General features: G+C 48.7%; 1 protein-coding gene. It reads left to right on the forward strand.

The features are described from left to right. Positions 1-190: 190 nt before the first annotated feature. The coding region (locus tag AAC854_RS23015) for a transposase (protein ID WP_340619119.1) at positions 191-505 on the forward strand (315 nt) is incomplete at its 3' end.

Here is a 505-nt window from a genome sequence, read left to right on the forward strand (position 1 = left end):
CAGAAAGTCGAGGACAAGCATGGCCCGCTGCCCTGTACGCTTGAGACGCTGGCGAATACCCTGAAAAAACAGGGGCTAACCTATAAACGGGCCCGCCTGTCTTTAAAAAAAATGCAATGAAGCGGAGTTTGCTGAAAAAGCCGCCTTTCTGAATAAAATTAAGGCGGGCGCGCGGTCGGGTCATTACCGGCTGGTCTATCTTGATGAGGCGGGTTTTACCGCCTCTCCGCCGGTGCAATACGGATGGAGCCCACGGGGTAAGCCCCATGAAACAGAGCCGCAAAATCATGTCAGACGTTCAGTGTTAGGGGCGCTAAATTACACCGATAACACCCTGTTTTATCAGATAATGTCAGACAGTGTTACGCGGACTGATGTCATTGATTTTTTAGAGCAGGTTGCAAAGCAAGGGGATCATCGCCTGACATTTGTCGTATTAGATAATGCGCGTATCCATCATAGGATAGATGAAAAAATCAAAAGTCGCTGGTTACGAGAACACAAC

Origin of the sequence: Xenorhabdus entomophaga (assembly GCF_037996725.1) — a bacterium.
GTDB lineage: Bacteria > Pseudomonadota > Gammaproteobacteria > Enterobacterales > Enterobacteriaceae > Xenorhabdus > Xenorhabdus khoisanae.